Origin of the sequence: Cobetia sp. 1CM21F, from assembly GCF_023161745.1 — a bacterium.
In the GTDB taxonomy this organism is placed as follows: Bacteria; Pseudomonadota; Gammaproteobacteria; order Pseudomonadales; family Halomonadaceae; genus Cobetia; species Cobetia amphilecti.
The window spans coordinates 474,856-499,023 of sequence record NZ_JALNTQ010000002.1 but is presented as its reverse complement, the minus strand read 5'-3'; the positions used below and the strand labels follow the sequence as shown (position 1 = coordinate 499,023).

General features: G+C 60.6%; 21 protein-coding genes and 1 pseudogene. 13 read left to right on the top strand and 9 right to left on the bottom strand.

Features of this window, described 5'->3' with window-relative positions; translation table 11 throughout:
* Positions 1 to 136: 136 nt before the first annotated feature.
* Positions 137 to 2,188, bottom strand: coding sequence for a sigma-54-dependent Fis family transcriptional regulator (locus MSG32_RS07750; protein WP_248379064.1), 2,052 nt, complete (start codon positions 2,186 to 2,188; stop codon positions 137 to 139).
* Between the two features lie 421 nt (positions 2,189 to 2,609).
* Here MSG32_RS07750 and MSG32_RS07745 point away from each other — a divergent pair.
* A pseudogene (locus tag MSG32_RS07745) lies at positions 2,610 to 4,406 on the top strand (NAD(P)/FAD-dependent oxidoreductase).
* A gap of 84 nt (positions 4,407 to 4,490) precedes the next feature.
* A complete protein-coding gene (locus MSG32_RS07740) occupies positions 4,491 to 5,267 on the top strand; it encodes an SDR family NAD(P)-dependent oxidoreductase (protein WP_248379063.1) in 777 nt (258 codons plus the stop codon).
* A gap of 183 nt (positions 5,268 to 5,450) precedes the next feature.
* Here MSG32_RS07740 and MSG32_RS07735 read toward each other — a convergent pair whose 3' ends face one another.
* Positions 5,451 to 5,924, bottom strand: a complete 474-nt coding sequence (locus MSG32_RS07735) for an META domain-containing protein (protein ID WP_248379062.1) — start codon at positions 5,922 to 5,924, stop codon at positions 5,451 to 5,453.
* Between the two features lie 214 nt (positions 5,925 to 6,138).
* Between MSG32_RS07735 and MSG32_RS07730 the strand changes: the two genes are divergently transcribed.
* The 5 genes from MSG32_RS07730 to MSG32_RS07710 all read left to right on the top strand — a co-directional run bounded on the left by MSG32_RS07730 (position 6,139) and on the right by MSG32_RS07710 (position 11,136).
* Positions 6,139 to 7,134, top strand: a complete 996-nt coding sequence (locus MSG32_RS07730) for an ion transporter (RefSeq protein ID WP_248379061.1) — start codon at positions 6,139 to 6,141, stop codon at positions 7,132 to 7,134.
* A 144-nt stretch (positions 7,135 to 7,278) separates the two neighbouring features.
* Positions 7,279 to 8,598, top strand: a complete 1,320-nt coding sequence (gene egtB, locus MSG32_RS07725) for an ergothioneine biosynthesis protein EgtB (protein ID WP_248379060.1) — start codon at positions 7,279 to 7,281, stop codon at positions 8,596 to 8,598.
* A 77-nt stretch (positions 8,599 to 8,675) separates the two neighbouring features.
* Positions 8,676 to 9,017 (top strand): DUF427 domain-containing protein, encoded by a 342-nt coding sequence (locus MSG32_RS07720; RefSeq protein ID WP_248379059.1) that lies wholly within the window; start codon positions 8,676 to 8,678, stop codon positions 9,015 to 9,017.
* Positions 9,018 to 9,405: 388 nt separating this feature from the next.
* Entirely contained in the window at positions 9,406 to 10,080 is a 675-nt protein-coding gene (locus MSG32_RS07715) for an NERD domain-containing protein (protein ID WP_248379058.1), read from the top strand.
* Positions 10,081 to 10,236: 156 nt separating this feature from the next.
* Positions 10,237 to 11,136 carry a DMT family transporter gene (locus tag MSG32_RS07710; RefSeq protein WP_248379057.1) on the top strand — a complete coding sequence of 300 codons (900 nt, stop codon included), beginning with the start codon at positions 10,237 to 10,239 and terminating at the stop codon, positions 11,134 to 11,136.
* Here the strand turns inward: MSG32_RS07710 and MSG32_RS07705 are convergent.
* From MSG32_RS07705 to MSG32_RS07680, 6 genes are all read right to left on the bottom strand, one after another.
* Entirely contained in the window at positions 11,114 to 11,863 is a 750-nt protein-coding gene (locus MSG32_RS07705) for an ABC transporter ATP-binding protein (protein WP_131431749.1), read from the bottom strand. The two genes, MSG32_RS07710 and MSG32_RS07705, sit on opposite strands and share 23 nt — an antisense overlap.
* Complete coding sequence (locus tag MSG32_RS07700; RefSeq protein ID WP_248379056.1) at positions 11,857 to 12,924, bottom strand: iron ABC transporter permease; 1,068 nt, start codon at positions 12,922 to 12,924, stop codon at positions 11,857 to 11,859. Before MSG32_RS07700 ends, MSG32_RS07705 begins: the two co-directional genes overlap by 7 nt.
* Positions 12,917 to 14,041, bottom strand: a complete 1,125-nt coding sequence (locus tag MSG32_RS07695; RefSeq protein ID WP_248379055.1) for an ABC transporter substrate-binding protein — start codon at positions 14,039 to 14,041, stop codon at positions 12,917 to 12,919. Before MSG32_RS07695 ends, MSG32_RS07700 begins: the two co-directional genes overlap by 8 nt.
* A gap of 390 nt (positions 14,042 to 14,431) precedes the next feature.
* Complete coding sequence (locus MSG32_RS07690; protein ID WP_248379054.1) at positions 14,432 to 14,818, bottom strand: DUF1360 domain-containing protein; 387 nt, start codon at positions 14,816 to 14,818, stop codon at positions 14,432 to 14,434.
* 103 nt (positions 14,819 to 14,921) lie between these two features.
* Positions 14,922 to 16,034, bottom strand: a complete 1,113-nt coding sequence (locus MSG32_RS07685) for an FAD-dependent oxidoreductase (RefSeq protein ID WP_248379053.1) — start codon at positions 16,032 to 16,034, stop codon at positions 14,922 to 14,924.
* The gene (locus MSG32_RS07680; protein ID WP_248379052.1) at positions 16,031 to 16,750 is read right to left on the bottom strand and encodes a cupin domain-containing protein; all 720 of its coding nucleotides are present in this window, start codon (positions 16,748 to 16,750) and stop codon (positions 16,031 to 16,033) included. Before MSG32_RS07680 ends, MSG32_RS07685 begins: the two co-directional genes overlap by 4 nt.
* A 162-nt stretch (positions 16,751 to 16,912) precedes the next feature.
* Here MSG32_RS07680 and gcvA point away from each other — a divergent pair, with 162 nt between their 5' ends.
* Together gcvA and MSG32_RS07670 are read left to right on the top strand one after the other, a co-directional pair.
* Entirely contained in the window at positions 16,913 to 17,854 is a 942-nt protein-coding gene (gcvA, locus tag MSG32_RS07675; RefSeq protein ID WP_043335813.1) for a transcriptional regulator GcvA, read from the top strand.
* 232 nt (positions 17,855 to 18,086) lie between these two features.
* Positions 18,087 to 18,539, top strand: coding sequence for a DUF417 family protein (locus MSG32_RS07670; protein WP_248379051.1), 453 nt, complete (start codon positions 18,087 to 18,089; stop codon positions 18,537 to 18,539).
* A gap of 81 nt (positions 18,540 to 18,620) precedes the next feature.
* On the opposite strand, the gene MSG32_RS07665 is transcribed toward MSG32_RS07670, so the two are convergent.
* Positions 18,621 to 19,511 (bottom strand): LysR family transcriptional regulator, encoded by an 891-nt coding sequence (locus MSG32_RS07665; protein WP_248379050.1) that lies wholly within the window; start codon positions 19,509 to 19,511, stop codon positions 18,621 to 18,623.
* A gap of 168 nt (positions 19,512 to 19,679) precedes the next feature.
* Here MSG32_RS07665 and MSG32_RS07660 point away from each other — a divergent pair, with 168 nt between their 5' ends.
* From MSG32_RS07660 to MSG32_RS07645, 4 genes are all read left to right on the top strand, one after another.
* On the top strand, positions 19,680 to 20,285 hold the full coding sequence (locus MSG32_RS07660; RefSeq protein WP_248379049.1) for a short chain dehydrogenase: 606 nt from the start codon (positions 19,680 to 19,682) through the stop codon (positions 20,283 to 20,285).
* Between the two features lie 162 nt (positions 20,286 to 20,447).
* Positions 20,448 to 21,419, top strand: coding sequence for an ABC transporter substrate-binding protein (locus MSG32_RS07655; protein ID WP_248379679.1), 972 nt, complete (start codon positions 20,448 to 20,450; stop codon positions 21,417 to 21,419).
* Positions 21,420 to 21,732: 313 nt separating this feature from the next.
* Positions 21,733 to 22,182 carry a DUF417 family protein gene (locus tag MSG32_RS07650; RefSeq protein WP_248379048.1) on the top strand — a complete coding sequence of 150 codons (450 nt, stop codon included), beginning with the start codon at positions 21,733 to 21,735 and terminating at the stop codon, positions 22,180 to 22,182.
* 443 nt (positions 22,183 to 22,625) lie between these two features.
* A complete protein-coding gene (locus tag MSG32_RS07645; protein ID WP_248379047.1) occupies positions 22,626 to 23,636 on the top strand; it encodes a LacI family DNA-binding transcriptional regulator in 1,011 nt (336 codons plus the stop codon).
* Positions 23,637 to 24,168 lie beyond the last annotated feature (532 nt).

Genomic DNA, 24,168 nt, shown 5'->3' with positions numbered 1-24,168 from the left:
TGGAGAAACACAACACACACGCTGGCCCGAACTTCCGCTCGGGCCAGCGTGTGTAACAAGCACCTGACGCTTAAGAGCACGACACCCTCATGCACTCTTCACGTTCTCCATACTCGGCCATGAAGATGCAGCTGGTTCATGAGGCGAGCGGCTGATGATTGGGTGCCACCAGGCCGTGGCGGCGCATGCGGCGGTAGATGGTGGGGCGCGAGACGCCGAGTTGGCGGGCGACCTGGCTGACGTTCCAGTCCGTGTGGCGTAACAGTTCGAGCAATTCGCTGGCGTCCGCATCAGTCCCCGCATCAGCCCCAGCAGACGCGGGCGCTGGAGAGGCCGGGTTCGGGGAAGCACCGGAGGCAAAGGGGGAGGCAGCGGTAAGCGGGCTGGCAGTCCCGCGGGTGCTGCCGGTGTGGGTCTGGCAGACCTCCGGCAGATCATGCAGGGTGATTTCATCGCCCTCTGCAGTGGCCATCGCGAAGGCAATCGCATTGCGCAGTTGGCGTATGTTGCCCGGCCAGTGATGACTCAGCAGCGCACTGATGGCATCGGCGCGCAGGTGGAGTGTCTGGTCGCGTTCCGCCTGTAACTCCGCATGCAGCTTGCGAATGAGGTAGTGGCGGTCGGCGCGCTCACGCAGTGCGGGCAGCAGGAGTTCGGCGCCATTGAGTCGGTAGTAGAGGTCTTCGCGGAATTGCCCGCTGGCAATCAGTTCCGTGACATCACGATGCGTGGCGGTGATGACGCGAATATCCACCTTGATGGGCGTCTCGGCGCCCAGTGGCGACACCTCTCGCTCGGCGAGCACGCGCAGCAGGCGTGACTGGAGCGGCAGCGGCATGTCACCGATCTCATCCAGAAACAGCGTGCCGCCGTCGGCTTGTTGGATCAGGCCGCGCATGCCCTTGGGCCTTCCTCCCGTGAACGCGCCCGGCAGATAGCCGAAGAGTTCACTTTCAATCAGCGATTCCGGGATGGCGGCGCAGTTCACCGCCACGAAGGGCGCCTTGGCGCGTGGCCCGCTGTCATGCAGGGCTCGCGCCAACACTTCCTTGCCGGTTCCCGTCTCGCCACGAATCAGGATGCTCACGCTCGCGTGGCGCATGCGGCGCGCCAGCTTGAGCAGCCGGTGCATGGATGGGTCGTCTCCCGCGAGCTGGTCCAGTTCGGGCACCGGGTCATCCTGATGGCTGACAGTGGGGAGGGCCCGCACTGGATAGCCGCGTGGCTCGATCAGTGTCACGAAGACGATGGCGTCATCCGCCCGCAGGCGGAAGGCGCGAATCTGATCCCGGCTGGCGTGCGGAATGTTCAACAGCTCATTGAGCTCCCCATCGAACAGCTGCGTGACGGCGGGCAGGGTGGAGACCGTCCACGGTGGCCAGCGCGCCAGATGTGCATCGATCAGGCGTCGGCCTTCGTGGTTGGCGGCGACCACCTTGCCATCTTCCTGAATGGCAAACAGGCCACGACCATTCAGATGCACGAATTCCCGCGCCGTGTCGAAGCGCAGGATCAGGCAATCCCGATAGCGATGCAGGAAGTAGGCATCCTCGATCATGCGGGCATGCAGGGTGACGAGGGAGAGCGCAAAGGTCTGGCTCTCCTGCGGGCGGGGCGACTTCAGCGCCGAGATGTCGAGGGCAGCGATCACCCGGCCCTGGGGATCGGTGATGGGGGCTGCGGTGCAGGTCAGGTCGATGTGGGTGGCATCGAAGTGCTCACGCTGATGACAAGTGACGGCTGCGCCATCGTGCAGACAGGTGCCCGCCGCCGAGGTGCCGGCATAGCGCTCGTTCCAGTCCGAGCCAAGATAGAGGCCCGCGCGCCGCAGCTCACTCAACTGATCACGTTGGCCCCGAAAATCCACCGCGATGCCGCGTTGATCGGTGAGGATCAGCGCATAGCCATGTTGTGCGATCTGACTATAGAGCCGCTCCACCCCGGCGCGCGCCACATGCAACAGCTCATCCGCCGATTCCTGATGATCGCGCAGCGCCTGCTGGGTGAGAACGCGGACCGGGCGAGGGCGGCTAGGGTCCAGCTGATATTCCTCCAGACAGCGCTGCCAGGAACGACGGATGACGTCGCGCTGCGTCTCAGGGAAGACGTCGCGGCCTTCGCCCAGTTGCATCAGGGTCTGGATATGCTGCCGTTTGTCGGGCTGCATCGTTTCGAGTTGGCGGATCATGGCTGCCTCGGCGCTGGCCGTCTCGGGACGGCTCTTTTGATAGTGGCTATGGCTCTCGTGCAAGTGGCGATGGCTCTTGTAAAAGTGGCAATCGCGGTTGTCACAACAGCGTCCATAGCAAAAGCGGCGTGTACTCCTTCAAGCGTATGCGGTGTGGCGGGAGCGTCAATTACCCTGTCCTGCATCCTTGGTCGGGGCGTTACAGGTGTAACGCCCCGTGTCAGGCGTACGGCGTACAGTTGTCACAAGGAAGGTGGAGAGCCCAGCGAGGCGAGGAGGTTGGTGGCGCGGTAGTGGCGAAATTTTGTCATTCACGACAAGCGCTTACGAGCTTTGTCTGTCGTGCATGACGAAGCTGGCATGCTTGATGCCTTGGATGGGAGGCGTGACTACAACATCCAACAACACGCGGAGAGACGCCATGACCGCACGCACGCCAACTCAGATCGCTCAGCAATGGCTCGATGATTTCGAGTCCTCCCTGACTCAGCGCGATATCGCCCGGGTTCTCTCGTTGTTTGGCGAGGAATGCTACTGGCGCGATTTGATCGCCTTCACCTGGAATCTCAAGACGTCGGAGGGCAAGGACGAGATCCAGTCGATGCTCGCGGCGACCCTCGAGCATGTCGCTCCCTCTCGCTGGCAACTGGATGGCGAGGCCAGTGAGGCCGGCGGCATCGTCGAAGCATGGTTCACTTTCGAGACCGCCGATGCACGCGGCAAGGGCTTGTTGCGCCTGAAGGAAGGGCGCTGCTGGACGCTGTTGACCGCCATGCGCGAACTCAAGGAATTCCCCGAGCCGCTGGGCATGCAACGCCCCAAGGGCGCCGAGCATGGTGCCAACAAGCAGCGTGAGACCTGGCTTGAGTCGCGACAGCGCGAAGAGGCTGAACTGGGCTACGAGCGCCAGCCGTATTGCGTGATCATCGGTGGCGGTCAGGGCGGCATCGGGCTGGCCGCGCGGCTTAGACAGATGGATGTGCCGACCATCGTGATCGACAAGAATCCGCGCGCGGGCGATGCCTGGCGCAATCGCTACAAGTCCCTGTGTCTACATGATCCGGTGTGGTACGACCACATGCCCTACATCCCCTTCCCGGCAAACTGGCCGGTCTTCGCGCCCAAGGACAAGGTCGCGGACTGGCTGGAGATGTACACCAAGATCATGGAGCTCAATTACTGGAACTCCACGGCCTGTGAGAGTGCTCAGTTCGATGAGGCGAGCGGCGAGTGGGTGGTCGAGGTGGTACGCGACGGCAAGCCCGTGACCTTGCGGCCCAAGCAGTTGGTGCTGGCCACGGGCATGTCGGGCATGCCCAACGTGCCGCACTTCCCGGGGGCCGAGACCTTCGAAGGCGAGCAGCAGCACTCCAGTCAGCACCCGGGGCCAGATGCCTATCGTGGCAAGAAGGTGGTCGTGGTGGGCGCCAACAATTCCGCTCACGATATCTGTGCCGCGCTGTGGGAGCACGATGCAAACGTGACCATGCTGCAGCGCTCCTCCACGCATGTGGTGAAGTCCAACTCGCTGATGGAAGAGGCGCTGGGGCCGCTCTATTCCGAGCAGGCGGTGCAAAACGGCATCGATCATCACAAGGCGGACCTGATCTTTGCCTCGATCCCCTACCGGATACTGCCTGACTTCCAGCGCCCAATCTTCGAGGCGATCCGCAAGCGCGATGCCGACTACTACCGTCGGCTGGAGGCGGCAGGCTTCCTGCTCGATTTCGGCGATGACGACTCGGGCCTGTTCCTGAAATACCTGCGTCGCGGCTCCGGCTACTAAATCGATGTGGGCGCCTGTGATCTGGTCGCCAATGGTGACATCAAGCTGCGCAGTGGCGTCGGCATCGAGAGCATCAAACCGCGCTCGGTCACTCTGACGGACGGCTCGGAATTGCCCGCTGATCTGATCGTCTATGCCACCGGCTACGGCTCGATGAATGGCTGGGCGGCACGCATCATCTCGCAGGACGTCGCCGACAAGGTCGGCAAATGCTGGGGCATGGGCTCCGATACGCTCAAGGACCCCGGGCCCTGGGAGGGCGAGCTGCGCAACATGTGGAAGCCGACCCAGCAGCAGGCGCTGTGGTTCCACGGCGGCAACCTGCACCAGTCCCGCCACTATTCCCAGTATCTGGCGCTGCAGCTCAAGGCGCGGCTCGAGGGTATCCCGACGCCGGTCTACGGCCTTCAGGAAGTCCACCACCTGAGCTGAGGCCAGTGGCGCTGGACCGTGTGCCAGCGTCATGGCAGCAGCGCAGCTTTTGCAGATTTCAGTGAGAGATTCAGGAGACGACTCATGCAACTGAACGACAGAATTGCACTGGTGACAGGGGGTGGGCGCGGTATTGGCCAGGGGATCGCGCTGGCATTGGCCAAGGCGGGCGCAGATATCGTGGTGGCGGATCTGGATCTCGCCATCGCCCGCGAGACGGCGGCAAAAGTGGAGGCACTGGGTAGACGGTGTCTGGCGCTACAGGTCGATGTCGCGGATGCGGCGTCCGTGCGGCGCTTGACCGAAGAGGCAGAGGCTGGACTCGGCCCGCTCGATATCGCCGTCAACAATGCCGGCATCATCGGCATCCATTCCATCGATGCGCTGACGGTGGAGGAGTGGGACCGCGTCATGAACGTCAATGCGCGAGGTACCTTCCTGTGTACTCAGGCCGAGGTCGCCGTGATGCGCTCACGCCGCGTCGGGCGGATCATCAACGTGGCCTCGATGGCCGGCAAGGTCGGCTTTCCTGATCTGTCGCACTACTGTGCCTCGAAGTTCGCGGTCATCGGCTTTACCAATGCCGTCGCCAAGGAAGTCGCAGCGGAAGGCATCACCGTCAATGCGCTCTGCCCGGGCATCGTCGGCACCGGCATGTGGCGGGGCGATAGCGGGCTCTCTGCACGCTGGAGCCAGGAAGGCGAAAGCGAGCCCGCTGCATGGGAGCGTCTGCAGAAGAGCCTGCTGCCCCAGGGAGTCGCCCAGACACCTGAGGACATGGGGCAGCTGGTGGTCTACCTCGCCCAGGCCGAACACGTGACAGGACAGGCCATCGCTGCCGATGGTGGCTTCACGCTATGAGACGGCAATGAGCCAGCATTGAGTCAGCACAGAGAGCAAGGTTGAGCTCAGTGGCTGACGGCAAGGGGTGATCGCATGACCAGCGCCGCCTTCCGGCAACGGGAGGCGGCGCTGTGGTGTCTGGTCTGTTGCGCAGAGTATTCAGTCCAGCTTCACCCTGCACTGAGCGGCCAGCGATAGGGATCAGTAGAGGTGAACGGCCTCCAGGCGGGCACGCGACACACCTTGCTCATCGGTCAGCGTCAGTGTCTTGCCTTCTATCTGCCAGCCCGACACATCGTTGAGTGTCGCGAGGAAATCGCGTTCGAGCGTTGCTGCTTCACCGGGGCACGCCATGCGCGTGGTGGCCAGACGGCCGAAGCCGAGCTCTTGCTCATCATGGTGATATTCACCCATCAGGCGATTGCAGCCGGTGGAGCCGGCCACTCGCGAGTTCTGTGTCGAAGAGTCAGGGGTATGCAAGACGATATGGGCTTCACGCTTGCCTTCCACCACGGGTGTCGGCTGGTCATCGAGTGCCACCAGCTTCCAGTAGGTGTTCTCCAGCGGCTCGTCCACGCCTTGATAATCCTCAGAGGATTGAGCGCCTGCGCAGCCGCCCAGGATGAGTGCGGCGCTCATCACGGCGGCCCATGTCATCACTTGCGCTTGTTTCATGCGGGTGTCTCCCTCACTAATAGGTTGTCTACGGCGATTCGGGGCTGTGCTTTTAAGGGGCTGTGCTCCGGGAGCGCTGCAAGCCCTCGCAGACAGCGGCATCGCCAGCGTGGTCATCTGAAGCGTGGTCATTAGAAGCGTGGTCATTAGAAGCGTTGTAGGCTGAGTCAGGAAGACGCGTTACGCATTCTGAAACAATCGCCAAGGAGTTGTCATGCCAGCCACCCGCACGCCCTCGTCCGCCAGGGAGCGGATACATCTGTGGTGGGATCTGTTCATCATCGTGCTCGTGATCGCCAATCTGGCATTGCTGCTGTTCGATAGCCTCTTCCTGATTCCCCCGCTGAACACGGCCTTCGAGGCCGTGACACCCGGGTTGCATGCGGCCTATGAGCAGAACATCCACGCCAATTTCCTCTCCATCGACCTGGCATTCGTCGCTGTCTTCCTGCTCGATGTGCTGGCGGGATGGGCAGTGGCCATCGCGGAGCGGCGCTACCACCGCTGGTTCTTCTATCCCTTCGTGCACTGGTATGACGTGCTGGGGTGTATCCCGCTGAGCGGCTTCCGCCTGTTGCGTGTGTTGCGTGTGATCTCGCTGTTGTTCCGCCTCCAGCGTCTCGGCTTGATCGATGTGCGCCGCTGGTATCTCTACGGCGTGGCGGCCAAGTATCTCGATATTCTGCTGGAAGAGCTGACGGACCGTATTTCCCTGCGCATGCTCGACAACGTGCAGCAGCAGTTGCGCGATAGCGATGACCTCTCATCTTCGGTGATCGAGCGTGTCGTGGAGCCTCGCAAGCAGGCCTTGATCCGTGAAATTACCCAGCGCCTCGAGACCATGGCGGGGGATGTCTATACCCAGAATCGCGACGATACCCTGCGCTATGTGCGGGGCCTGGTCAGCCGCACTCTCGCCGAGAGTCCGGAGCTCCAGCGTGTCTCGCGCCTGCCGATGGGCACCCAGCTGACCAAAGGGCTCGAAAGTTCGCTGTCGGATCTGGCCTGTCATCTCGTCGATGAAGCGCTGGTCGGCCTGCGCTCCAAGGAGTTCTCGGCGTTGGTGGGGCATCTGGCAGAGAGTGGTTTCGATGCCTGGTCGCGCACTGACCCGAGGACGGAGCAGATCACCGAGCAGGTGCTGATCGACATGCTGGATCTGCTCAAGGAGCGGATCGCCGTGAAGAGTTGGCAGAAGAAATATCAGTGAAGAAAGGTGTGCCTGCAGGAGGTATGTCGCAACTGACCAGCGTGCAGGGCAAGTCTCTACGCGGGGCAGCCCTTGAAAGTCGGCCACGCCCTCCCGACATCAGTCATTCGGCAATGGATTTGCAACACCCAAAAGGACGTCTCGATGTCATATGCACCGCAACCCTCAAGTGACACTCACGATGTTGAGCAGACCAGGGCATGGCTGGATACCTACCAGCGGGTACGCGCCGCCACCGAGGCGATCTGTGCGCCGCTGCACAAGGAAGACTACATGGTGCAGAGCATGGCAGATGTCAGCCCGCCCAAGTGGCACATCGCCCATGTCACCTGGTTCTTCGAAGCCTTCATCCTGAAGCCGTTTCAGCCGGACTATCAGACGCTCGACCCCGCCTACGACCACCTCTTCAACTCCTACTACGAGACCCATGGCGTACCGTTCCCGCGCGCCGAGCGTGGCGCAATCTCGCGCCCGACCGTCGATGACGTCTATCGCTATCGCGCGCACGTCGATCGCGCCATGCAAGCCTTGCTCGAGAATCCGCCCCGGGCACATCTGCCGGAAATTCTGCGCCGTCTGGAGCTGGGCCTACCGCATGAGCAGCAGCATCAGGAGCTGCTGTTGATGGATATCAAGCACATCCTGGCGCAGAATCCGCTGTGTCCAGCCTATCGGGATGACCTGGCGCCTGGCTTGGCACCGACACCTGAGCAGGAGGTGCCGCCGCTGGGGTGGCTGGACTATCCAGCCGGGATTCGCGAGATCGGTCATGATGCATCAAAAGGCGGCTTCGCCTACGACAATGAGATGGGCCGCCACCGTCAGTTCGTCGAAGCGTTCCAGATGGCGGATCGTCCGGTGACCAATGGCGAGTTTCTCGCCTTCATGCAGGACGGCGGATATGCCACCCCCGAGCACTGGCTGGCGGATGGCTGGGCGACGGTCAAGGCCGAAGGCTGGCAGGCACCGCTTTACTGGGTCGAGCGCGACGGCGTCTGGCATCACTACACCCTGAGTGGCTTGGTGCCGGTGGATCTGAGTGCGCCGGTCTGCCATGTCAGCTTCTTCGAGGCCGACGCCTACGCCCAGTGGGCGGGCGCGCGTCTGCCCACCGAGGCCGAGTGGGAGACAGTCGCTCAGGATGTCCCACTCACGGGCAACTTCGTCGATCAGGATCATCTGCAGCCAGTCGCGGCCGCGAGAGTCGAAGGCACGCCCCGTCAGATGTTCGGCGATGTCTGGGAGTGGACGGGCAGTGCCTATCGTCCGTATCCGGGCTTTCGCAAGTTGCCGGGCAGCCTGGGCGAGTACAACGGCAAGTTCATGTCCGGTCAGATGGTGCTTCGTGGAGGCTGTTGTGCCACGCCCGCCGACCACATCCGCGCGACCTATCGCAACTTCTTCCCGCCCGAGGCGCGCTGGGCGTTCTCCGGCTTCCGTCTCGCCAGGGACGGTGGGGCATGATGGGCTGACCCCTTCAGAACGCGCCTCCAAGCACCTTCATCTGCCGCTTCTATCTTCTAACCCGTAAAGGAGTGTTCATGGCCGACCACCCCGAACCGCGTATCACGCTTCATCCGCAATCCTTACGCGTGCGAATCCTGGTTGGTGAGACAGTGATCGCTGACACGGACAACGCGCTGGAATTGCGCGAGAAGGGCTATCCGCCGAGGCTCTACTTGCCGCGCGTCGATGTGGCGATGGCGAAGCTCACGGTCTCCAATACCGTCACCCATTGTCCCTTCAAGGGCGACAGCACCTATTATTCCTTGCCCGATCTTCCTGATATCGCCTGGAGTTACGACCAGCCCATCGAGGAAATGCAGGCGATCGCCGGGCGACTGGCGTTCGATACCGACAAGGTCACGCTGGAGGTGGAGTGATTCTTTCGAATGCTTCGCTGCCAATCTGACTCTCTCGTAGGTGCAAAAACTGTCCGTCGTGCCTTGCTTCAGGGATAAGTCGATAGAGAACAGTAGCTTGGCGTTTACCAGATGGTTAGAATCCTGCGCTTGATGCACCGCGCCCAGCCATCGGGCGCGGTCAGTGTTCATCCGCATTGGCCTGCCGCAAGCGCGCCGCAGCCTTATCGCTCTTTCATCACGACTCAGTACTCTCGGTTGGACGAATCACCCCGCTTGATTCCTTTCCGTAAAGGCTGCACCAGGAGTCAAGACAGTGGTTGTCCCTTCGAACATCGCGCCAGTGATGAGTGTACTGCTATGCCTCGTTTTGGCGTCTTTCGTCAGTCGTTACCTCAAGTCCCCCCGCATGAAAGGTCGCATCGGCGAGTGGCGGGTGCGTTGGATGGCACGTCGCCTCGGCAAGCAAGGCTACCGAACGCTGCACAATGTCACCCTCAAGACGCCGAGCGGGACGACCCAGATCGATCACGTCCTGCTGTCGCGTTACGGCTGCTTCGTGCTGGAAACCAAGAACATGAAGGGCTGGATCTTCGGCAGTGAGCATGAGGCGCACTGGACCCAGCAGTTTCCTCGCCAGTCGTTCAGCTTCCAGAACCCGCTACGTCAGAACTACAAGCATCTCAAGGCGCTGGAGACGACGCTTGGCGTGACTCCCGAGCATCTGCATTCGGTGATCGTCTTCGTCGGCAGCGCCAGGCTCAAAGGTGAGATGCCAGCCAACGTGACGCGCGGTACTGACTTCGTTTCCTTCGTACAGTCGTTCAAGGCCCCCATCTTCAGCGAGGCGCAGGTCGAGGCCATGCATGAGGCGCTGCTGACGGGGCGACTGGCACCGACTCGGGCGACCCAGCGTGCCCATGTACAGCATCTCAAGCAGCGCAATGATCCACAGGCGAGACGTGAATGCCCGAAATGCGGCAGCCGGATGGTGCTGCGCACTGCCAAGTCCGGTGCGCGTGAGGGCCAGCAATTCTGGGGATGCTCGGCCTATCCGGAGTGTCGTGCAACACAGGCGGTGTGATGACCCGCTTGGCTAGGGGGCGATATGAGGTGTTTGCTCCGAGCTGACCTCAATACCGCGAAAATTCGCCTCTGGCATGGCACTTTGCCATGGCATTCGGTCGAGGGAATCGGGAGAATGCTGCCTTTCTTTCAGCCGCTTAGCGAACCCCTAGTCATGACGGAGTTGGTGGATCGGCCTTTGGCCGGAATTGTTCTCAGATTGCTGTCCGGTGTGTTGTTCACCGGCATGATGGTGTGTGTGAAGGCGGTCAGCGAGACGGTGGAAGTGGGGCAGACGGTGTTCTTTCGTTCGGCCTTTGCCTTGATTCCGATCATGATCTTCATGATGTGGCGCAAGGAGTTCCCGCGTGGTCTGGCGACCCGTCGACCGGGCGGGCATCTGTTGCGCTCCGGCTTCGGTGCGGCCGCGATGTTTGCCTCCTTTGCGGCGGTTGCCTTGCTGCCCATCTCGGAGGCGACGCTGCTGGCACAGCTGACGCCGGTCATGATGGCCGTGGGCGGTGTGGTATTGCTGGGGGAGCGGTTCAGTCGGCAACGGGCGTTGGCGCTGGGGCTGGCCTTGGCGGGAGTATTGGTGCTGATTCTGCCGTCGCTGAGCTTCGAGAGCAGTACCGGCAATGTGACCGGCTACGTACTGGGAGTACTCTCGGCACTGCTGACGACTGGCGCGTTGCTGACGGTGAGGCGTATTTCGCGTACCGAGACGGCTGGGGCGATCGCCTTCTACTTCATCCTGGTCTCGGCCTTGGCAGGATTGGCGACGCTACCGATGGGGTGGGCGCCGCTTTCACAAGAGGCGTTGGGACTGTTGGTGCTGTCGGGATTGTTCGGGGGGGCCGCGCATATCTGCATGACACTGGCATTGCGCTACGCCGAAGCGTCCCGCCTGGCACCCTTCGAGTATGTCGCATTGCTCTGGCCGATACTGGCGGACCTGCTGATCTTCCATGCCCCCATCTCGAACGGCTTCCTGTTTGCCCTGCCCCTGATGCTGGCAGGAGCAGGGCTAGCCGCCTTCGAAGGGCGTCAGATCAAATGGCCTCTTCGACGATGAGCTGTGGCTGCCCCTGGGAGCAGGGCTCGATGCGGGCAGCCACGCGATAGACCTCACGCAGCCGCTCCGGAGTGACCACCTCAGCGGTCGGACCGCTGGCGATGAGGCGGCCGTTCTGAAGCAGCATGGCCTGGTCCGTGAAGCGCAGTGCCTGCCCCAGGTCGTGCAAGGCGGCAATGATCAGCATGCCTCGCTCGCGGGCGAGGCGGCGCAGAATGGTCAACAGCTGCAGCTGGCGATGCAGATCCAGTGCGGAGGTTGGCTCATCCAGCAGCAGGATCTCGGGTGACTGCACCAGCGCCTGGGCGGCACCCACCAACTGGCGCTGGCCCCCGCTCAGATCACCGATATCCCGCTCGCCCAGCGCGCTGATTCCCAGATCGTCCAGCGCGCGCTCCACCTCGGCCATGTCCTCAGGCTGAACCTTCAGGCTGCGCCCCTGCATGCGCGCCAGTAGTACCGATTCATAGACCGTCAGCACGGCATTGACGCCGGTGTCCTGTGGCATGTAGCCGATGGGGCGCTGGCGAGTCGCGCCCTCGACGCGCGCCTCCCCACCACCGTCGATCAACCCGAGGATGCGCCGGAACAAGGTCGACTTGCCGGCGGCGTTGGGGCCCAGCAGGGCCACCACCTGGCCCCCTTCAAAGCAGGGCGTCGTGACCTCCGCCAGAATCTGGCGGCGACCATAGTGGGCGGACAAGCGATCAAGCGTGAGCGTTACCATGAGGATGACTTCTGTCGCAGGATGAGGAACAGGAAGAAGGGAATGCCGACCAGTGAGGTGATGATACCGATCGGGATCACCGTACCCGGCAGGATGATCTTCGACAGCACCGAGCCGATCGAGAGAATCAACGCCCCGCACAGGGCAGAGCCGGGCACGAAGAAGCGTTGATCTTCCCCCAGCAGCAGACGTGCGATATGCGGACCGACCAGACCGATGAAGCCGATGGTGCCGACGAAGGCCACGGCGATGGCAGCCAGTAGCGAGACCAGCACCAGCACTTCCAGGCGCAGCGCCTTGGGCTTGACGCCCATGCTTTCCGCCTTGGTATCTCCCAGGCGCATGGCCGTCAGTGCCCAGCCATGACGTGCCAGCAGCGGCAGCACGATCGCGAGAACGCCGAGTGAGACCCAGAACTTGGGCCAGGTGGCCTTGGTCAGGCTGCCCATGGTCCAGAAGACCACGGCGGCCACGGCTTGCTGGCTGGCGAAGAACTGGATCAGGGCCATCAGTGAGTTGAAGATGAAGACCATGGCAATGCCGAGCAACACGATGGTCTCGATCGTCACGCCTCGCTTCATGCTCAAGGCGTGGATGAAGAAGGCCGTGATCATGGCCATGACGAACGCATTGATCGGCACGACATAGTCGAGGGCAGCCGGGATGATCGCGACACCGAAGGCAAGTCCCAATGCTGCACCAAAGCTTGCGCCTGCCGAGATACCCAGAGTGAAGGGGCTGGCCAGGGGGTTACTCAGGATGGTCTGCATCTGGGCACCGGCCACCGACAGGCTGGCACCGACCACCAGCGCCATCAGCGCAACGGGCATGCGGATTTCCCACAGGATGACTCGCACCTGATTACTGACGGAGTCCGGTGAGATCAGTGCCGCGAGCACCTCATCGAGAGGGAAGCGCGCCGGCCCGAGCGACAGGTCCAGACACAGACTCAGGAACAGTGCCACGCCCAGTGACACCAGAATCAGCTGTCGTTTGACCACCGAAGAACGGTAGTGACTCCCCCCTTGAGAGAGGGGAGTGGAAGAGGTGACATCATTCATCTTTCAGCGATACCCAGTAGCCAGGTGCATAGTCCACGGGCAGGAAGCGTTCGTGCAGCTCCTGCATGGTGGCTTCCGGGTCAAGATCGGCAAACAACTCCGGATGGAACCACTTGGCCATCTTCTGGACCGCCACGAAGTAGTAAGGGCTGTTGTAGAACTGATGCCAGATGGCGTGGAAGTTGGCGTCGTCGACGGCCTGAATGCCCGTCATGGCCACGCGCTGGGTCAGGGCCTGAAGCTTTTCGCGAGCAATGTCCTGATCGGCCCCCGGGCCGACACCGACCCATTTACCGCCCGGCACATAGGCGTCCCAGCTTCCCCCTGTCACGACGACATGCTCAGGGTTGGCGGCGATGATCTGCTCGGGGTTCAGGGTACCGAAGGTGGAGGGAATGATGCCTTCGGCAATGTTGTGGCCGCCGGCCAGATCAACGTATTCGCCGAAGTTGCCCGGCCCGAAGCTCATGCAGCAGTCGTCGGAGTAACCGCCGGCGCGATCGATGAAGACGTCAGGACGCTGTGGGTCCTGCTTCGCGATGACTTCGGTGACGCGTGCCATCTGTTCTTCGGTGTAGGCGATGAACGCCTCCGCCTTGTCTTCCTTGCCCAGCAACTGGCCCATCAGGCGCATCGACGGCGTGGTGTTCGCGAGTGGATCCTCACGGAAGTCGACGTAGACGATCGGGATGTCCAGCTGTGCCAGCTTGTCGTCATAGGCTGCATCCTCGGTTGCCTGACGCGCTTCCAGATTCATCAGCACCACATCCGGCTTCAGGGCTGCCGCCTGCTCGACATCGAAGGTGCCATCCTTGAAGCCACCGAAGGTCGGAATCTTCTCGAGTTCGGGGAAGCGCTCGGCATAGTGGGCATAGTTATCGGGATCCGCCTGAGAGAAATCTTCTCGCCATCCGACAACGCTTTCGAAGGGGGCTTCGGGCTGCAGAGCCCCCAGCAGATAGACCTGACGGCCTTCACCGAGAATCATGCGCTTCACGGGAGCATCGACGGTAACCTGACGGCCAGCGATATCAGTCAGAGTGATGTCCTGGGCCGAGATGCTACCGCTGGCCACCAGTAACAGGCCGCAGGCGGCCGTAGGGAGAAAGGTCTTCATGGTGTGCTCGTTGAGAAGTGGAGGGACAGCGCTAGCGATGGGGAGATGCTGACTTTTGCATAGCAGTTCACATCACCAGCAGTTGCATATCATTATCATCAGCGTTGCGATTATGAAGTAATTCCCAATGAGCGTCGATATGGTCCCTGTTGTCTCGATTTGTCGTCAGTGCCGTTACCTGGTACTCCAAGAGGCAACGACATGGTGCGATGGTGTCGGCCAACGGCGCCGGCTCCCAGCAAGCGACGTTGTCTGGGGGCCGGCGAGGGGGCAGGACGAGTGGTCACCAGCTTTCGGACTGGCGCTGTGTTCTGGGCTGTCACCACGCGCAAGACCGCGATGACGCGCTTGGAGTGTGGTGTTACTGGCCGCGGCACGAGATGGCTGGGGTCACTTGCCCGCGAAGATTTCCTTTACTTCCTTGTCGCGTACTTTCTTCGCCATGCCGGTCAGCAGCACCTTGAACAGCAGGCCACTCACCAGGGTGGAGAGCGTCAAGGTGAAGAAGCCGGCCAGGATCCAGTCCACCAGCACGAAGCCGCTGTGCGTCAGGGTCGGGTGATAGAACACCATGCCAGCGAAGACCACCCAGTGGCTGATGCAGAAGAAGCATTGGAAGAGGTGTCCGGTCATGTGGCCAAAGCGTTGTGCGTACTGACGCAAGGGCGCGAACAGTTCACCTTGGGTGATCGAGATTGCGATGCTGCTGGCTGCCAGGGCCATCACGAAGCAGGTCCATAGCGCGTTCAGTGTCTCGGGGGTAAATACGGTAGTCATGGGGATCCTTGTGTGTCTTCGTCAAAGTGACGAGTGGGAAAAGTGAGTGGGTCGTGCTCAATGTCTGTCGATGCGGGTGTCTGGTTATCTCTCAGCCTTCTGTCTAGCGTGCGGTCAGCATCCGCTCGACACCTCGGGTGGCGGCATCGAGGGCGCCCGCAAGGTGCCCCGCGAATCGCGGTGACCATTCACTGGCGATACCGAACAGACGTTGCTGCCAAGGGCCTTCATTTGCCTCCAGCAGCGGCACCGAGACATGGGATGCCACGTCTTCCAGATCTGCCGGGCTCGCGATGAATGGCGAGGTAGCCCAGTCCTTGAGGTATTCCTGCCGAGGATGTGCCGCCTCAGCGCCGAACAGGCGCGCCAGCTGGGATCGACAGTGCTGGCGTAATGCGTCCGGCGTGATCTGACGTCGGTGACCTGCCGGGACTCCCACGAACCCGAAGAGTGCACCCAAGCCTTCCCTTGGGCTGGCATCGTGAATCTCCACCATCGGGCCACGCGCGCTGCGTGCGACGCCGGACAAGCCGGCCTGGCGCCAGAAAGGACGCTCGTAGACCGCAAGATACTTGGCGTGGGGCGCCATCCAGGTCGCGGTCTGCTGCCACTGTGCCGCCAGTGCGCTCGGGAGAGCCGGCGTGAACTGAATATGCTGGAGTGCCTGACGTGGCGGAATAGCCAACAAGACCTGCTCCACCTCGCAGCTCATGCGTTGCCCGCTGCCATCCTCGGCGCTCAGCGCAATCCCATCTGGCAAGCGCTCGAGATGACGGACAACCTGCCCAGTCAGTATCTTGTCCGCAGGGATATCGCGACGCAGTCGCTCGATCAGCGTCTCCATCCCTCCCGCTACCCGCATGGCGGTCAGCGAATCACGGATGCCAGCGGTGCGCAGTGGGCTCTTGTCCGTGGCGCGCTCGAGGAGGCTGTCGCCCGTCACATGTTGTGCAAAGTATTCCAGGCCCAGTGTCTGCATCAGTTGCGCCATTTCGCGCTGATGCTCCGGCCAGAACCAGGTAGGCCCCAGGTCCAGGCGGTGCTGTGCCCCTGTCTCGGCAAGGGACGGCACTGCGGAAGCGATACGGCCTCCAATGACGTGCTGGGCTTCGAACACCCGATAGTCATGAATGCCATGCTGCTCCAGTTGCCAAGCGGCATAGAGACCTGAGAGACCAGCCCCGATAATGGCAACGCGTGGCGAAGGCGTGTTCATGCATCCTCCATGGCGCTCAAGTGCCCCGTCTTGAGGTAGAAGGTCGCTCCCTCTGCGCCGGCGGAGAGTGCCAACGGTTCACTGGCTGGCAAGCGCAGCCAGCTACCGGCAGGGCAGGACCCGTGCCCCGGGTGCAGGCAGCCCTCAAGCACCAGCAGTTCGGCACCGCCAGTGTTGATCAACAGCGGAAGCTCAGCATGTGGCGCCAGGCGCTGCAGGCTCACCTGCTCGGTGGCACTGGTATACAGTGAGCAGATCTCGCGGCCATCCTGCTCACGCCAGTTGGCCGGGTCTCGAGTGTTGATGCGTACCGCCTCATGCTCCTCGGACGGCATCTGTCGTAGCTTGACGAAGATCACGCAGCCGTCGGTGCTGCTGGGGGTGTGGCGCGAGTCTGGCGGGTTGCGCAGGTACCAGCCAGCAGGGAAGTCCCGCACGCCATCTTCGGTGAAGGTGCCGGACAGCACGAGAATCTCTTCACCTTGTGGATGCTCATGCGCTGAAAAGCGGGAGTCTTTGGCATATCGGACCAGACTGGTGGCCCGTGCCTTCTCCTCCCCGATACGATCCAGCATCATGCGCTCGACCCCTCCCTGGGGGGACGGCACCCACTGGTAATAGTCCGGTGTGATGCTGGCACGTTGTGAAAAGTCGGCATTGAGGCGCATGTAGGACATCTCCACGAGGGCGAGAGAGGGAAGAAAACCTTTTTCCATGTCTGGCGGTCATCACACTCGAGCGCCATGGCATGAGCAGGGCAGGGCAGGACAGACACCTATGAGCTGTCACGATCCGTCTATGCGGCGTATTCTGGAAACTGACTGAGCATTCAACAAACGAGATTAACTAGGCAGTAGGGAAAGAAAAACTTTATCGCCATGACATCGCCCAACCATCTGAATGCCTTGCGTGCCTTCGAAGCGAGCGCCCGCCACAAGAGCTTTGCCGCTGCGGCAGAGGAACTGCACGTGACCCCTGCCGCTGTCGGCCAACTTGTGCGGGGACTGGAGGAGTGGCTGGGGGACTCGCTGTTTCATCGTGCCAGCAGTGGCAAGACACGCCTTGTCCCGACAGAGCTTGCAGAGCAGGCACTACCCGATATCCGTGCCGGATTCGAGAAATTGTCACTCGGGGTGGAGCGTCTCAAGGATGGCACTCGGCGTAGCGTATTGACGGTAACGGTCAGCCCCGCCTTTGCCGCCAAATGGCTGTTGCCGCGACTGCATCGGTTTCAGGCGGCGTGGCCGGACATTGATGTGCATCTGGACACCAATCACAAGCCGGTCGATTTCTCACGGGAGCGGGTGGATATCGGGGTACGCTACGGGCCAGGCAAGTGGAGGGGGGTAGTAGCGCAGGAGCTGATGCACGAAGAGGTCTATCCCGTCTGCTCGCCCCAGCTGCTGCGTGATCCCGGACGCTTGAAGACCCCCGCAGCCCTGTTGGAGGAGACACTGATTCACGACTTGTCCATGGAAGGCTATGACGGCTTTCCGTCATGGAGTGGCTGGTTCAAGAAGGCGGGTCTCACGGATGCCGATTCATCGCGCGGTCTGCAGATCAACAACTCTGCCGCAGTGCTGCAGGCCGCGATCGATGGTCAAGGCATTGCGTTGGCACGTGGAGTCATGGTGCATGACGACCTTGTCTCGGGGCGCCTGGTCAGGCTGTTTGATGAGGTGATGTGTGCCTCCTCACTGGCCTATTACGTGATCCACCGGCCCGAGGTCACTCAGGTGGCCAAGGTACAGGCATTCCGGGAATGGTTGCTGGAAGAAGCCGGGCTCAGTTGCCGAATACCTTCCCTCCCAGCGTCGTGAATGGCTCTGTGGTCAAGCACATCGGGGGAGCCTAGAAGGTGCCCGATGGCCACTGATAGAAAGAAAAGGCGAAAATTCTACCCTGCTGCATCCAGTTGCACGATATGCCCGTATCCCCCTGCATCGAACGCAAGATGTCATGAAAACAGCACATGCAACACGCTGACCTGACAGCCTTGTCGGAATACTCGATCGACTTCCCCAACGAAGTGATGCAATCGGAGATATCAGCATGCAGCAGGGTTGCCAAGCAGTGAATCAAGGGCGTTATGGTTATTACATCGGTGTATTTGGGGTGGTGCTTCTGCTCCTGTGGCTAGGGATCTACAAGTTCACGCCCACAGAAGCGGGATTGATCGAGCCGCTGGTGGCCAATCACTTTGCCATGAGTTGGCTGTATGACGTGATGTCAGTCCAGATGGTTTCCAATCTGGTCGGGCTGTCAGAAATCCTGGTGGCGATCGCCATGATCGTCGGTCTGAAGTATCGCCAGGTGGGCTACTATGCAGGGATTGCCGGCAGCGTCATCTTCCTCTCCACTTTGAGCTTCCTGTTCACGACTCCTGATGTCTGGAAGGTCACGGATGGCGTACTGATCGGCAACTTCTTCCTGGTGAAGGACATTCTCTTCCTGGCAATTTCCGTCAGCATGGTGGAACGAAATCGACCGATCAACGCTGACTGATTTCTCTCTATGAAGCCACAAGGCGCTCGGCAATATTGCCGGGCGCTTTTTTGCGTGGCTCACGCCTGGCTTGGCGGGGCATCAGCCAGTCACATCCATGAGCTGGCTCACGACCCACTGATGCAGCGGGTCGTCGTTGTAGCGAGGGTGCCAGGCAGCGGTGACATCGAAGGGCTCCGGCAGCGCTTCGAGTGCCAGCTCCACCAATTCGCTCTCGATCACGGCTCTGGCGGGGAGGAATGCCACTGAGTCGGTAGCTTCCAGGTAGGCAGGGACGACCGAGAAACAGGGGGCGGAAATCGCGATATTGCGGGCAAGGCCCTGCGCCTTGAACCAGTCATCCAGCGAGCCCTTCAGATTCGGGCGCGAGGGCGATGCAATGATGTTCGGGTGACGGGCAATGTCTTCAAGTGTCACCGATTGGTCAGCGATCGAAGAGTGTCGTGAGGTCATGCACACATGACGGTCGGTGAAGAGATGCCGGCTGGGGTAGGACTCTGGCAGATAGTCGGGGAAGGCGATGGCCAGGTTGACGTGATTGCTCTCCATCAGCGCATGCAGGTTATCGATCTCGAAGTCTCTCACCACGATCTTGAGTCCCGGGGCTTCGCGGCGCAGCGCGGCCAGCAGGGCCGGCAGCACGATCTGCTGCGCGTAGTCCGTTGCCGAAATGACGTAGGTACCGCGCGCGGCAGCCGGATCAAATTGCTGGGGAGTGAGCAAGGCCTGTAGCTCGAGCAGGATCGCATCCACCTGTGGTGCCAGGGACTGTGCATGTGGGGTCGGCACCAGACCGTGCGTCTTGCGCAGGAACAGGCGGTCACCAAAGATATCGCGCAGCTTCTTGAGTTGGTCGCTCACTGCCTGCTGCGTCAGACCCAGCTGTCCCGCGGCCCTGGAGGCATTCTGTTCGCGCAGCAATGCTTGAAAGACGCGCAGTTGCTTGATTTCCAACCGTTCCAGCTTTGCCATGTTTGCCTCGTGAGTTCAATGCTATAGAACTATCGCACTGTGATGTTTGTGATACCAGTATGGCTTGTAACATCTACATAAAGCGCTTGTTTCTGTTTGTATTGCTGCCTTCTTACACTGTGCAGACTCGAGAGACACCTCACTCGTCAACCACAGGGGAAGCACAATATGAAAACCGTCATCGTGATTGGTGCACTGGGCAAGATGGGACAAGCGGCACTGAGCGGGCTGAAGAACCACAGGGTCATCACCGCAGGGCGTTCCGGGGAGGTCGACCATATCGTCGACATCACGAGCGAGCAGTCGATCATCAATCTCTACGAGCAGGTCGGGCACTTTGATGCGGTGGTCAACACCGTCGGCTATTGCGAGTACGCGGTTTTTGGCGAAATGAGCGAATCCCAGTGGATGACCACCGTGATGAGCAAGATGATGGGCCAGATCAATCTCGTGCGGATCGGTCAGCGCTATATCGCCGAGGGCGGCTCATTCACTCTGATCAGCGGTATTCTCAATGTGAAGCCGATTCCCATGGCGATAGCGGATGCCACCACCAGCGGAGCCATCGACACCTTCGTCAAATGCGTTGCCTATGAACTGCCGCGTGGCATTCGCATCAACGCCATCAACCCTACCGTGCTGGAAGAGGCCTGGGAGGTGTATGGCGAAATGATGCCGGGCTTCCAGCCGGTGCCGAGTGCATTGGTCGGCAAGGCATTCGAGCGCTCCGTCGATGGCTTCATCACTGGGGAAGTGATCTTCGTGGATGCCTGATGGAGCCTGATAAAGGCACCTGATGCCGTGATTGACGTTCTGCATTGAGACTCTGAACCAACATCGCCGACAAGGAGGGCCGAGGCTCCCCTTGTCGGCGATGCTCCAAAAGCCCGCCGTGACGCGAGCGTTTTCGACGCTGGAGCGCATCAATTGCATTGGGTGCAACGCACAGTTGCAGGATTGCTGAAGAAAGGTGTGCTAGTTTCCAGAACACAAATCGAACCAATTATTATTTGCACCAAGGGAATGTCGATGAAAGTGTCTGGACTCACGCTATCTGTCACCACGTTGTTGTTGGCCTCTCTGCCATTGAGCGCGCAGGCTCACGAGGTTGAAGGGGGCGAGCATGGTCCCTCCGTCGTCAGTCTGGACTGGGGTGCTGCCGATACGCTGGATGAGCTCGGCCTGTCTGAGCATCTGATCGGTGTGTCGCACAAGCCCGCGCCTGCCTACGTGGCGCATCTGGTGGAGGGGCGAGCAGACATCGGCGGGCTCAAGGAGCCTGATGTCGAGGCGATCGCGGGACTGGAGCCGGACCTGATTCTCGTCACCGGCCGTCAGTCTGGATCGCTAGAGGCGCTGAAGGCGGTGGCGGAAACACGCGATGTGACTCTCGCAGAAGGCGACTATTTCGAGGCACTGAGCGGCAAGGTACTGAGCCTGGCATCTGAGTACCATGCGGAGGAAAAGGCGCGTGAGCACTTGGCAGCGCTTGAGTCGGATATCGCGACGGCTCGTGAAGGGCTGGCGGAGGATCTCGAGGCACTGGTTGTGATCCATAACGACGGTCGCTACATCTTGCGCCAAGAGCCGGTCGTGACGGAGCTTCTGCAGATCGCTCAGCCTAAGCTGCCGGATTCCGTGGAGCCGGTCAGCCGTGGCAAGCGCACCTTCTACCCGCTGTCACCGGCAAACATCGCCGAGATGGCGCCGGATGCGCTCTATGTGATCGATCGCAGTGCCGCCATCGGCCAGACCCCGATGGATGCTGAGGCGCTGAAAGCCGCGTTGGCCGACACTGGCGGTGAGACCATTGGCGTTACCGTGCTCTCACCTGGCCTCTGGTATCTCTCCGGCAGCGGCCTGCAGAGCGTGCGGGCCCAGATGAATGAGATTCTCGAAGGGCTGTAAGTTCACGCTTGGACCACTACCAACACCGCTCTGGCAGTCTGCAGAGCGGTGTTTTTCGTTCTATGCATCGCGTTGCATGCTTTGCGTTGCAGGGTGCGGCCGCCATGGGGACAGATGCGCCCGATACGGGGTCTGACATTCCCGAGAAGACAAATAAAACACCTTCCTTTGCATCCGCGCGCGAGGAACTGCCGTATCTCATTGCATCAGTCATGCAGGAATCCTGGCCGTGGAGACATCACTGCCGGGGAGCATGATGAACGCTGAGGCCGACAGGTTTCGTGAATCGAGATGAGTGGAGTGAGGATGAGGAATGCAAGGTAATCATCAAGGGATCAAGCAGGGCAGTATCGGCTATTACGTTGGCGTATTCGGTGTTGCGTTGCTCTTGCTATGGCTGGGAGTCTACAAATTCACTCCCACGGAAGCGGGCCTCATTCAGCCGCTGGTCGAGAACCATTTCGCCATGGGTTGGCTCTATGACGTGATGTCGGTACAAGCGGTATCGAACCTGGTCGGCCTGTCCGAGATCCTTGTCGCTATCGGTATTCTGCTTGGTCTCAAGTACAGGAAGGTAGCGTTCTATTCTGGTCTCGCGGCCAGTGCCATATTCCTGACGACACTGAGCTTTCTGGTCACGACTCCCGACGTGTGGAAAGTGACCGATGGCGTATTGATCGCCAACTTCTTCCTGGTAAAGGACGTACTTTTCCTGGCGATATCCATCAGCATGATCGAGAGAAATGCCCCGTCAAAGCGTTGATGCGCTGAGCGATCTTCCCGCCGTGGCAGCGAGGTGTTCGCACATCCTTCACTCTCGCCAGGTAGCGCTTCAGCCGGTTGGAGAATACTGAGCGACGAGGTGACTCAAGGGCCCGCTGAGAATTCAGCGGGCCCTTGGCGTTGCAAGGAGAGAGTCTGTGGGCTATCAGTACGTCAACCACGAATGCTGATTGACGCCGAACAGGACTTTTTACCTCTGGCAATGATGTACCGGGCCAGGGGGGGAGGCGGTTTGATTTTTCTCGTGCAAGGGGTGATCTGATAGGGTGGTCACGTGATGCGCGGTTGTCATATCCCGGAAATATCAAGAGCTGCCGCACATGCCAATATTTACCTCGTCGCAAGTGACATGGTAAGTAGCAGCCAGGCAGGTCATGGGATGCTGGTCTTACAGGGCAGGATATCAAGAAGGCGAAATCCAGAATGAATAGTGTGACACTTGACGATGTGGCAAGACACGCGGGCGTGTCGCCGGCGACGGTTTCGCGGTATCTCAATAACCCGGATATCGTCAGTGAGCGCACCAAGCTCAAGATAGAGAAGTCGATTTCGACGACTGGCTACGTCCCACATGCCGCGGCGCGTGCCCTGGCATCCAACAAGTCACGCATGATCGGCGCTATCGTCCCGTCATTGGACAACACACTTTTCGGCCACTCACTCGAAGAGTTTCATCAGTATATTTCCAATTCCGGCTATACCATGGTGGCGGCATCGTCGCGCTATGATGTCGAGGAAGAGCGTGAGCAGATCATCCAGATGGTGGCGCATGGCGTGGATGCATTGCTGTTAGTAGGACTGTCACGAGATGACGGCATCTACGATCTTCTCAACGCTAAGGGGATCCCATATGTCATCAACTGGTCCATTGATACGACATTGCGACACCCCTGCATCGGTTTCGACAATCATGACGCTGCCAGCAAGGTGACTCAGTACCTGTTGGACCTGGGGCACCGCGACTTCGCGATGATTTCCGGGCGGCTGGAAGGCAACGATCGTGCGCAGCACCGCTTGCGGGGGATACGGGAGACATTGGCTGAACACGGAATCGTCATGCCCGATACGTCTGTCATACAGAGTCCCTTCGGCGTGGAGCATGGCCAGCAGGGGTTTCGGGAGCTGATGTCACGTGACAGCAAGCCAACCGCCATCATCTGTGGCTCGGACCCCTTTGCTTACGGGGCGATCTTCGAAAGCAGAATCATGGGCATCGATGTGCCGCGGGAGGTCTCCATCACCGGCTTTGATGACACCTGGCTGGCCGAGCACCTGACGCCGGCTCTGACGACACTGCGAACACCGCAACGCCGGATGGGGGTACTGGCAGCGGAATACCTGATCGCACGGTTGAAGGAGCAGGCGCATCCGGTCCCCGCCTTGCTGGACGTCGAGCTGGTAGTACGCGACTCCTGTGCGCCCCCGCGTTCCTGATCGAGAGGCCCGTTCACTGCAGTACGTCATTTGTCGCTTGCGCTCCCCATTGTCGCGCTCGCCCGCCCCGCGAATGGCTTTCTGACTTCTGACCCTCATTTCACCCCTCAGCCCATGGGGGGAGATATCATTCTCCGGCCATGGCGTATGGCTGGCTGCTTGAACACATCTCCTGTTTCGCCACCTGTCGCTTGGTGCGCGTTCCCTCTGATTTCTCTTCTGCCAACACCGTCTGTCGCATTGCGACCCTTCGTCTGGTGCCTTCCCATGGCCCCTTGGGCGATCACGAAGAGGGGGCGGCCGTGATTTTTTTCATGCTCCCGTGTTACCAGCCTGCCAATGAGCCCGCGATTGTAATCACTTCTCAGGACTGCCTTTCTTTCAGAAGGCGATAGCAATTGCTTTGTGCCGAATCCTTGCCAGTTGTTTCCACTGGATAGCGCGCTAGGTTGATTCCGCGTTGGACTGGTGTGGGAAGGGGCCTATTTGCTTAAAGGCAAAAAAGTGAGCAGGCGTACCTTGTCAGCCCTGA